General features: G+C 74.7%; 8 protein-coding genes. 4 read left to right on the top strand and 4 right to left on the bottom strand.

The window, feature by feature from the left end:
* Positions 1-132 precede the first annotated feature (132 nt).
* Positions 133-945, bottom strand: a complete 813-nt coding sequence (locus ACGF13_RS02180; protein WP_392867944.1) for a TetR family transcriptional regulator — start codon at positions 943-945, stop codon at positions 133-135.
* Positions 946-1125: 180 nt separating this feature from the next.
* Between ACGF13_RS02180 and ACGF13_RS02175 the strand changes: the two genes are divergently transcribed.
* Positions 1126-1698, top strand: coding sequence for a GNAT family N-acetyltransferase (locus ACGF13_RS02175; RefSeq protein WP_392867941.1), 573 nt, complete (start codon positions 1126-1128; stop codon positions 1696-1698).
* Positions 1699-1719: 21 nt separating this feature from the next.
* On the opposite strand, the gene ACGF13_RS02170 is transcribed toward ACGF13_RS02175, so the two are convergent.
* Together ACGF13_RS02170 and ACGF13_RS02165 are read right to left on the bottom strand one after the other, a co-directional pair.
* Positions 1720-2199, bottom strand: a complete 480-nt coding sequence (locus ACGF13_RS02170; protein WP_392867938.1) for a macro domain-containing protein — start codon at positions 2197-2199, stop codon at positions 1720-1722.
* 9 nt (positions 2200-2208) lie between these two features.
* Positions 2209-3492, bottom strand: a complete 1284-nt coding sequence (locus tag ACGF13_RS02165; protein ID WP_392867935.1) for an MFS transporter — start codon at positions 3490-3492, stop codon at positions 2209-2211.
* A gap of 115 nt (positions 3493-3607) precedes the next feature.
* Between ACGF13_RS02165 and ACGF13_RS02160 the strand changes: the two genes are divergently transcribed.
* A complete protein-coding gene (locus tag ACGF13_RS02160) occupies positions 3608-4597 on the top strand; it encodes a LysR family transcriptional regulator (protein WP_392867932.1) in 990 nt (329 codons plus the stop codon).
* 128 nt (positions 4598-4725) lie between these two features.
* On the opposite strand, the gene ACGF13_RS02155 is transcribed toward ACGF13_RS02160, so the two are convergent.
* Positions 4726-5340, bottom strand: coding sequence for a YceI family protein (locus ACGF13_RS02155; RefSeq protein WP_392867930.1), 615 nt, complete (start codon positions 5338-5340; stop codon positions 4726-4728).
* Between the two features lie 182 nt (positions 5341-5522).
* On the opposite strand from ACGF13_RS02155, the gene ACGF13_RS02150 reads away from it, so the two are divergent.
* Both ACGF13_RS02150 and ACGF13_RS02145 read left to right on the top strand, forming a co-directional pair.
* On the top strand, positions 5523-8723 hold the full coding sequence (locus tag ACGF13_RS02150; RefSeq protein WP_392867927.1) for an SNF2-related protein: 3201 nt from the start codon (positions 5523-5525) through the stop codon (positions 8721-8723).
* Entirely contained in the window at positions 8720-8926 is a 207-nt protein-coding gene (locus ACGF13_RS02145; protein ID WP_392867925.1) for a hypothetical protein, read from the top strand. Before ACGF13_RS02150 ends, ACGF13_RS02145 begins: the two co-directional genes overlap by 4 nt.
* The last annotated feature ends 33 nt before the right edge of the window (positions 8927-8959 follow it).

Genomic DNA, 8959 nt, shown 5'->3' with positions numbered 1-8959 from the left:
GGGCGCGGCGCCCGCCGACCACCTCCGGCTGCGCACCCCGGGCCAGGCTTGGACGCCGACCGTGTTCTGCGCCCCGCCCCGACGGGAACGGCCGGCCCGCACGCGGGCCGGCCGTTCCCGTCGGAGCGGGCGCTACTTGACCGCGGTCTTGCCGATGGTGGGCAGGATGAAGTCCTGGATCAGGCCCTTGGCGTCACGGACGATCGGGCGGAAGACCCGGTAGCGGGACAGGTTGATCACCCGGGCCGCGAGCGGCGTCGAGCGCCGCACGAACTCCCTGGTGCGCTCGGTGTCCGGGGTGCGGTCGAAGACCCAGTAGAGCACCACGATCATCAGGTGCAGCCAGAGCACGTCGGGCAGCAGCTCGACGAGTTCGGCGTCCAGCTTGGGCGCCAGATCCGAGCCCTGGAGCACGTCGCGGAACAGCTCGACCGCCGTGGCCCGGGCCGGGTGGGACTCGTTGGAGAACGGGCTCAGCGAGCTGGTCGGGTCGGCGGCGGTGCGGAAGAACTGCGCGGAGAACTCGTGGTACGGCGCGGCCGTGTCGAGCCAGGAGGCCAGCGCGATCTGCAGCCGCTCGGAGAAGTCCCGGGTGTGGGCCATGCGGCGCTTGGCGTCGGCCGCGTGCTCGTAGGTCATCCGGTCGTAGAACCCCTGGATCAGGAATTCCTTCGCCGAGAAGTAGTAGTACGCGTTGCCCACCGACACGCCCGCCTCGGTGGCGATGGCGCGCATGGTGGTCTTCTCGTAGCCCCGCTCCTGGAACAGCCGCATGGCCGTCTCGAGGATCAGGGCCCGGGTGGCCTCACTCTTGTCGGTCTTCGGCTTGGCCCGGCCACCGGGCAGGGCCTCCGGCCCGGGCCCGCCCTCCGGTCCGGGCACGGCCGAAGCCTCGGCCGTGCCGTTCCCGCCGTCCGTTCGGTTCGTCGCTGCCAGGTCGTCCACGGGCACGAGCCTAGCCGGAGACGACGTTCCATCCGGTGTCGGTGTTCGTGGTACCGGATGACCCCTCCGCACCCGGTGCCACGATGACCCCCATCATTTCGAACGCGTTCAAAAGCTGGGCAGTACTGTAGACGTATCGGTTGAACATGTTCAACTCCATCTCTGTGGGAGGCTGGTCACATGATCAGTTCAGGGCGGACCGTCATCCGGCGCGGCGGAGTGCAGGACGCCGAGTCCATCGCCGAACTGCACGCCGCCAGTTGGCGCACCACCTACCGGGGGATCGTCCCGGAGGAGGGGCTGGGCGACGGGATGGTCGCCCAGCGGCGTGAGCTGTGGAAACTGCGGTTGGAAGTCGACTACGGGGAGCCGGAGAACACGCCCGAGCTCCTGGTGGCCGAACAGGCCGGTGCGGTGGCCGGGTTCATCTATCTCGTCCCGCAGCCGGACGGCGGGGTGCTGATCGACAACCTGCACGTGCGCCCCGGCCTGAACGGGGGCGGCATCGGCCGCGAGCTGCTGACCGCCGGCCGTGCCCATGTCGCCGAGCGGCACCCCGGAGCCGGACTCTCCCTGGAGGTGCTGCGGGACAACACCCGGGCGATCGCCTTCTACGAGCGCGAGGGCGCCGAGCGGGTCCGGGCGCAGGAGGGTGAGTTCCCCGGCGGATTCCTGCTGCCCGAGTACGTGTACGCCTGGCCGGCCGGGCGCGTGGCGCCCGGTCCCGACCGGCCGGAGCCGGTGGATCGGTGAAGTGGAAGTGGTCGGGTCGGGTCAGTCGACGTCGTAGACCGTCACCGGTACGCCCCGGGCCGCCAGCCGGGCGGTGACCAGCGGCTCGACCCGCTCCCAGCGCCCGCCCGCCAGGCCGCAGCCGATCCGCGGCATGTGGACGGAGGCGCCGAGCCCAAGGGCGTGCTCGCCGAGTGCGGTCAGCCCGGTGTCGATCGCCTCGTACCGCACCGGGACCCCGGTGGAGCGCCCCGTGCGGATGCCCCGCTGGCCGACCAGGTTGGCCACCCAGAGGTGCGGATCGACCGGGACCAGTTGGACGGCCCCGAGGCCGAAGTCGTTCTTCGCCCGCTCCCGATGCCAGCGCCGGTACGCCGCCTCGGGCTCGGGCCAGCGTCTGGAGAGCGCGAGCACGAAGCCCCTGCCCCAGCCGCCGAGATCGTTGCAGACGTGCGCGATCACCTTCACGCCCTTGCCCTGGGGCGTGGTGGCATCGCCTCGGACGTAGGTGATTTCCCCCATGCCTCGACGTTAGAGGGTGCCACTGACAATCTGCTCGGCATTTTCCGCCGCGCTCTCGCCCGGCGAACCCTCCGCCGCCCTCCGCACCGTCAGGTGCCGCCGCCCGGCCAGCGCGATCAGCAGCGCGAGCCCGGCGGCCGCGGCGGGCAGGGCGTAGCCGGTGCCCGGAGCGGCCTGCTCGGCGACCGTCCCGGCGAGCGCCGCCCCGGCCGAGATGCCGACCACGATGCCGGACACCGCCATCGCCATGCCCTCGTTGAACTGCCGCTGCGGCAGCAGATCCTGGACCAGCGTCATCCCGGTCACCATGGTCGGCGCGGTGGCGGTGCCGGCCGCGAACAGCGCCACGCCGAGTGCCCCGAGCCCGGCCCCGCCCAGTCCGGCGGCGAGCGGCAGCAGCAGCACCGCGGCCATCGCCGCGGCGCAGAGCAGGAAGCGGGCGCCCGGAGCCCGGCGCGGCGTCAGCAGGCCGAACAGCAGCCCGGCCACGCAGGAGCCGCCCGCGACCAGGGCCAGCAGCAGGCCGGCCGTCGCCTTGTGGCCGAGCGCGTCGGCGTACGCCACGGTGGTGATCTCGGTCGCGCCGAAGACCATGCCGGTCGCGAGGAAGGTCAGCACCAGCACCCGAAGCCCGGGTGCCCGCAGCGGCGAGCCGTGCCGCCGCTCGGTGGATTCCCGGACGGGTAGCGGGGGTTCGGTGCGGCGCTGGGCGGCGAAGAGCAGGGCACCGACGGTGCCGAGGGCGCCGGTGGCGATCATCCCGGCCTCCGGGGCGAGCGTCGTGCAGAGCAGCATCGCGAGCACCGGCCCGGCCATGAAGCAGAGTTCGTCCAGCGCCTGCTCGAAGGAGTTGGCCAGGTGCCGCGCGGCCGGGTCGTCCCGGTACAGGTGCGCCCAGCGGGAGCGGGCCATGCCGCCGAGGTTGGGCGTGGCCGAGCAGGCCGCGGAGCTGAGGAACAGCGTCCAGTCGGGCCCGCCGAGGTGCACGCAGAGCAGCAGGGCGGCCATCGGTACGGCGCTGTACAGCGCGGCCGGCACCGTCACCCGCGCCTGCCCGTAGCGGTCCACCAGCCGTCCGATCAGCGGCATCCCGATCGCGCCGAAGACCAGCCCGGCCGCCGAGACCGCCCCGGCCAGCCCGTACGAGCCGCGGCGCTCGGAGAGCAGCACCACCAGCGAGACGCCGTACATCGACAGCGCCAGCCGGCCCAGCAGCCCGGCCAGGGTGAAGGCGACGGCGCCGGGGGCCGCGAACAGCCGCCGGTAGGAGGCGAGGAGGGCGGGCGAGGGCATGGTGCTCCTGTGAGCGGGGGAGGGCGGGGGTTCCCACAGCCTGGCGCCGTCGGCGGGCGGCCGTCCAACACCTGTTTCGCCGCACTCACAACACGCCGTTGTTAATCTGCCGCCCATGCCCCGTGACCTGCACCCCCGACTGCTGCGCGGCTTCGTCGCGACCGCCGAGACCCTGCACTTCGGCCGGGCCGCCGAGCGGCTGCACATCGCCCAGCAGGCGCTCAGCCGGGACGTCCGGAGCCTGGAGGGGCTGCTCGGCGACGCGCTGTTCGCCCGCACCACCCGCAGCGTCGAACTCACCCCGGCCGGGCTGCGCTTGCTGCCCAGGGCGCGCCGGTTCCTGGCCCTGCACGACGAGATCCTCGCGGAGGCGGCGACCGGAACCGGGGCCGGTGCCCGGCCGCTGCTGATCGACCTCAACAGCGACGTCACCGGCCCGGACCTGACTACCGACCGGGTGCTCGAACGGGCCCGCGCCGCCTGGCCGGAGGGCGAACTGCTGGCCCGCTTCCACGGCGGCCTGGCCGCGGCCGCCGCCGAACTGCTGGCCCACCGGCTGGACGCCTCCTTCGGCCGCTTCGCCGGGCTGCCCGCCGGGGTGCGCGGCCAACTCGTCCAACTGCCGGTGCGGTTGGAGCGGATCTCGGTGATGATGGCGGACACCCATCCGCTGGCCGACCGCCACGCGCTGCGCCTGGCCGATCTGACCGGGCACCCCGTGGACGTCTGCGCGGGCAACCCGGCCACCACCGAGTGGGCCGACCTCGGCGCCCGGCTGCTGCGCGAGCACGGCCTGACGGCGGCGGCGCCGTACGTGCCGCCGGTGGGTGTGGACGAGACCGCCCGCTACCTCGCCCGGCACGGGGATCCGATGCTGACCACGGTCGGCGGTCCGCGGATCCCGGGGACGGTGAACGTGCCGCTGGTGGAGCCGGTGCCGCTGAGCCTGGTCAGCCTGGTGCACCGGCCCGGCGACCGTCATCCGGGGCTGCGGGCGCTGGCCGCCGCGGCGGGTGCGCTCGGCGCGGCCGAGGGCTGGCTGCGCCGCCCGGCGGGCGGCTGGCTGCCCGCGGCGGACGCGGCGCTGCTGCCGCCGCCGGGGTAGGCGGCCGGAGGCCGTCGGGGGCGGCGCGGCGAGGGGAGGGGGCGGCGCGGCGAGGGGAGGGGGAACGTTGGAAACCGCCCCTGCCCCGGGGGGAAGGGCAGGGGCGGTGCTCCTGGGGGTCAGGCGGCTCAGGCCGCCTTGACGGCGGAGATGTCGAAGCTGAGCTTGACCTTCTCGCCGATCAGCACGCCGCCGGTCTCCAGCGCCGCGTTGTAGGTCAGACCGAAGTCGGTGCGGTCGACGACGGCCTTGCCCTCGAAGCCGACCCGGTTGGCGCCGTACGCGTCGGTGGCGCTGCCGGTGTACTCCAGGTCCAGCACGACCGGGCGGGTGGTGCCCTTGATGGTGAGGTCGCCGGTCATCCGGTACGAGTCGCCGTGGACCAGCTGGGCGGAGGTGCTGCGGAAGTGGATCTCCGGGTGGGTGTCGACGGAGAAGAAGTCACCGGTGCGCAGGTGCTCGTCGCGCTGGGCCTGGTTGGTGTCGATGCTCCCGACCTTGATCACCAGCTCGGCCGAGGAGTTGCCCGGGTGGGTCCCGTCCAGGTGCAGCTTGCCGTCGTACTCGGTGAAGCGGCCCTTGACGTTGGTGACCATCGCGTGGCGGACGGAGAAGCCGATCTCGCTGTGGGTGTTGTCGATGGTCCAGTCGCCGGTCAGGTGGGCGAGGTCCGGGCCGGCCGGGGTCCGGACGGCGGTCGCGGCGGGGGCGGTGACGGTCTTGGTGCGGTTGAACAGGCCCATGGCTTCCTCCTTGGTTCGAAGCCGGTTGTTTAGGCTTCAACTTGTTGGCTCCACCATAGGACAATGTCGTTCAACTTTCAACCACAGCTTTCCGGCTTCCCCCGAACGGCTCGACGGACCGGCCTGTCGGCCCTCCCGGTTAGGCTGCGAAGGACGGTCCCAGTACGCCCGGAAGGCCCCCGATGTTCGTCCTCCACGCGCTCTGGCGGACGGACGGGCGGCTGGCGCTCTGGGCCGAGGACGCCCGCGCCCACCCGGGCGCCGCCGACCCGCGCCCCGACCGCCCCGCGCCGCGCGCCCACCCCTACGCCTGCCCGGCCGCCGAACTGGCCGCCGTGCTCGGCGGCATCGGCCCGGGCCTCGGCTGGCTCGCCGGGCAGGCCCCCGAACGCTGGGCCACCCTGCTGCTGCCCACCGTCGGGGCCGTCCCCGCGCCCTCGCCCGACCTGCCGGTCACCCCGCCGCGCGGCGGTGCCGTGCTCGCCCCCTGGCGGGTGCCGGCGCTGCTCTTCGACGCCGGGGCCGCCGCCCAGCTGCTCGGCGAGGTCTTCGACCCGGTCTGGGCCGTCACCGGCGCCGACCTGCCCGGAGCCGGGCGGGTCGAGGTGGTCCACGGCCCCTCGCTGCGCTGGCTCACCGGGGTGCACGACCTCGCCTGGCGGACGGTCGGCCGGGGCCGGGTGCTGCCGGTGCCCGCGGCCGCCGCCGACGGCCGGCCGCAGGCCCGGTGGCGGCCCGACCTCACCCCCGCCGGGCGCCACGAGGCCGCCGCCCTGGCTACCGGCTGCCCGCCCGTCCTGCTGGGGGAGTGGCCGCACGGGCCCGGCGGCGGCGAGGCGCTGCTGGACACCGCCCTGGGCGCGCTGGTGGACGCCGAGGCCCGCGCCGCGCTGGCCGACACGCCCTTCCCGCCGCCCGGTGGGGCCGGGGCCGCCGCCGAACGGTGGCTGCACGCCCTCACCACCCCCGACGGCGGGCTCGACGGCGCCCCGCCCGAGGAGTTCGCCGAACTGCGCCGCCGGCTCGGCGCCTGGTACGCCGCCGCCGAGCCCGTCGATCCGGCGCTGCGGCTCTGCTTCCGCCTGGTCGAGCCGCTCGGCCCCGACCCGGACGACCCCGAGGGCAGGCCCTCCGACGACGCCTGGCGGCTGGAGTTCCTGCTCCAGGCCGTGGACGAGCCCTCCCTGCTGGTCCGCGCCGCCGACCTGCTCGAAGGCGGCGCCGCCGAGGCCGCGCTCGCCCGCAAGGCCGCCGACCCGGTCGACGTCCTGGTCGCCGAACTCGCCCGCGCCGCCCACCACTGGCCCGCCCTGGACGGACTGCGCCACCGCTCCCGCCCGTCCGCCCTGCCGCTCGACCGGGCCGGCGCACTGGACTTCCTGCGCACCGCCGCGCCCGCCCTCGCCGAGGGCGGCTTCGGGGTGCTGCTGCCCGCCTGGTGGCGCCGACGCCCCAGGCTCGGACTCGCCCTGCGCGCCACCACCCCGCCCGCGCCCGGCTCGCTCGCCGTCACCAGCCAGGTGGACCGGGACGCCGTGGTCGCCTTTCGCTGGCAGGCCGCGCTCGGCCCGGAGGAGAGCCCGCTCACCGAGCGGGAGCTGGCCGAACTCGCCTCCGCTAAACAGGGGTTGGTCCGGCTGCGGGGCACCTGGCTGGAGGCCGATCCGGCCCAGATCGCCGCCGCCCTCGCCTTCCTCGCCGACCGGCGCGAGGGCGTGCTCGCCAGCGGCGAACTGCTGCGGCTCGCCCTGGACCCGGCGGCGACGGTCGCCGGGCTGCCGGTCACCTCGGTGCGCGCGGACGGCCCGCTCGGCGAACTGCTCGCCGGGCGGGCCGGTGCCGCCCCGGCGCCCGAGCTGCCGCCGGACTTCCGGGCCGAGCTGCGCCCGTACCAGGAGCGCGGGCTGGCCTGGCTGCGGACCATGTCCGGGCTCGGCCTCGGCGCCGTGCTGGCCGACGACATGGGCCTCGGCAAGACCGTCCAGACCCTCGCCCTGCTCGCGTCCGAGAAAGCCTCCGAGAAAGCCTCCGAGGAAACCTCCGACGAGGACTCCGAGAAAGCCCTCGACGAGGACTCCGAGCGGCCCACCGGCCCGACCCTGCTGGTCTGCCCGATGTCCCTGGTCGGCAACTGGCAGCGCGAGGCTGAGCGCTTCGCCCCCGGCCTGCGGCGGTACGTCCACCACGGCGCCGGCCGCCTCGGCGCGGAGCGACTCGCCGCAGCCGTAAGGGGCGTGGACCTGGTCATCACCACCTACGGGCTGGTCCAGCGCGACCTCGCGGCGCTGCGCGCGATCCGCTGGCGCCGGGTGGTCGCCGACGAGGCCCAGCACATCAAGAACACCGGCACCGCGCAGTCCAGGGCGATCCGCTCGCTGCCCGTCACCCGGCACCGGATCGCCCTCACCGGCACCCCGGTGGAGAACCGGCTCTCCGAACTGCACGCCGTCCTGGACTTCGCCAACCCCGGCCTGCTCGGCCCGGCCGAGCGCTTCAAGGAGCGCTACGCGATCCCGGTCGAGCTGCACCGCAGCCCCGAGCGCACCGCCGAACTCCGGCGCCGCACCGCCCCGTTCGTGCTCCGCCGGGTCAAGTCCGACCCGGCGGTGGCGGCCGAGCTGCCGGCCAAGCAGGAGATGACCGTCTGGTGCAACCTCACCGCCGAGCAGGCCGGCCTCTACCAGGCCGTGGTCGCCGACCTGCTGCGGCGGGTCGAGGGCATCCGGGGTGTGGAGCGGCGCGGCACCGTGCTGGCCGCGATCGGCAAGCTCAAGCAGGTCTGCAACCACCCGGCCCAACTACTGCACGACGGCTCGGCGGTGGGCGGGCGCTCGGGCAAGGTCGCCCGGCTGGCCGAACTGCTGGAGGAGGCGCTGGCCGAGGGCGACCGGACGCTGGTCTTCACCCAGTACGCCGAGTTCGGCGCGATGCTCCGCCCGTACCTGCGGCGCCGGCTCGGCGAGGAGGTGCTCTACCTGCACGGCGGGCTGTCGCGGGCGCGCCGCGAGGAGCTGGTCGAGCGCTTCCAGTCCCCGGACGGGCCGAGGGTGTTCCTGCTCTCGCTGCGGGCCGGCGGCACCGGACTCAACCTGACCGCCGCCAACCAGGTGATCCACCTGGACCGTTGGTGGAACCCGGCGGTCGAGGAGCAGGCCACCGACCGCGCCTTCCGGATCGGCCAGCGCAGGGACGTCCAGGTCCGCCGGCTGGTCTGCGTCGGCACCGTCGAGGAGCGGATCGACGAACTGCTCACCGCCAAGCGCTCGTTGGCCGAGACGGTGGTGGGGGAGGGGGAGCGCTGGCTCACCGACCTGCCGGTCGAGGCGCTGCGCGAACTGGTCGCCCTCACCCGGGAGGACGCCGTGGCCGAGGAGGACGCGTGACCGACGAACCCAGACCGCTCGTGGTCAACGTCGCCGCCTACTGGCGCGGCGACTTCACCCTGCGGCCCGCCCCGGCGCAGGACGAGGACGAGAACGGCCCGGACGAGCCCTCGCTGCGCCGCCTCGGCCGCTCCGGCATCACCGTGCACGGTCGCGACCTCGCCACCGTGCTCGGCCCCGCCTACGAGGCCTTCCGGAGCTGAGCACCCGAGCGCCGTGGCTACCGTGCGGTAACG

The organism is Kitasatospora sp. NPDC048286 (assembly GCF_043201735.1).
Lineage (GTDB): Bacteria > Actinomycetota > Actinomycetes > Streptomycetales > Streptomycetaceae > Kitasatospora.
Note: the sequence above shows the minus strand (reverse complement) of the source record. Positions and strands in the feature narration are given on the sequence as shown.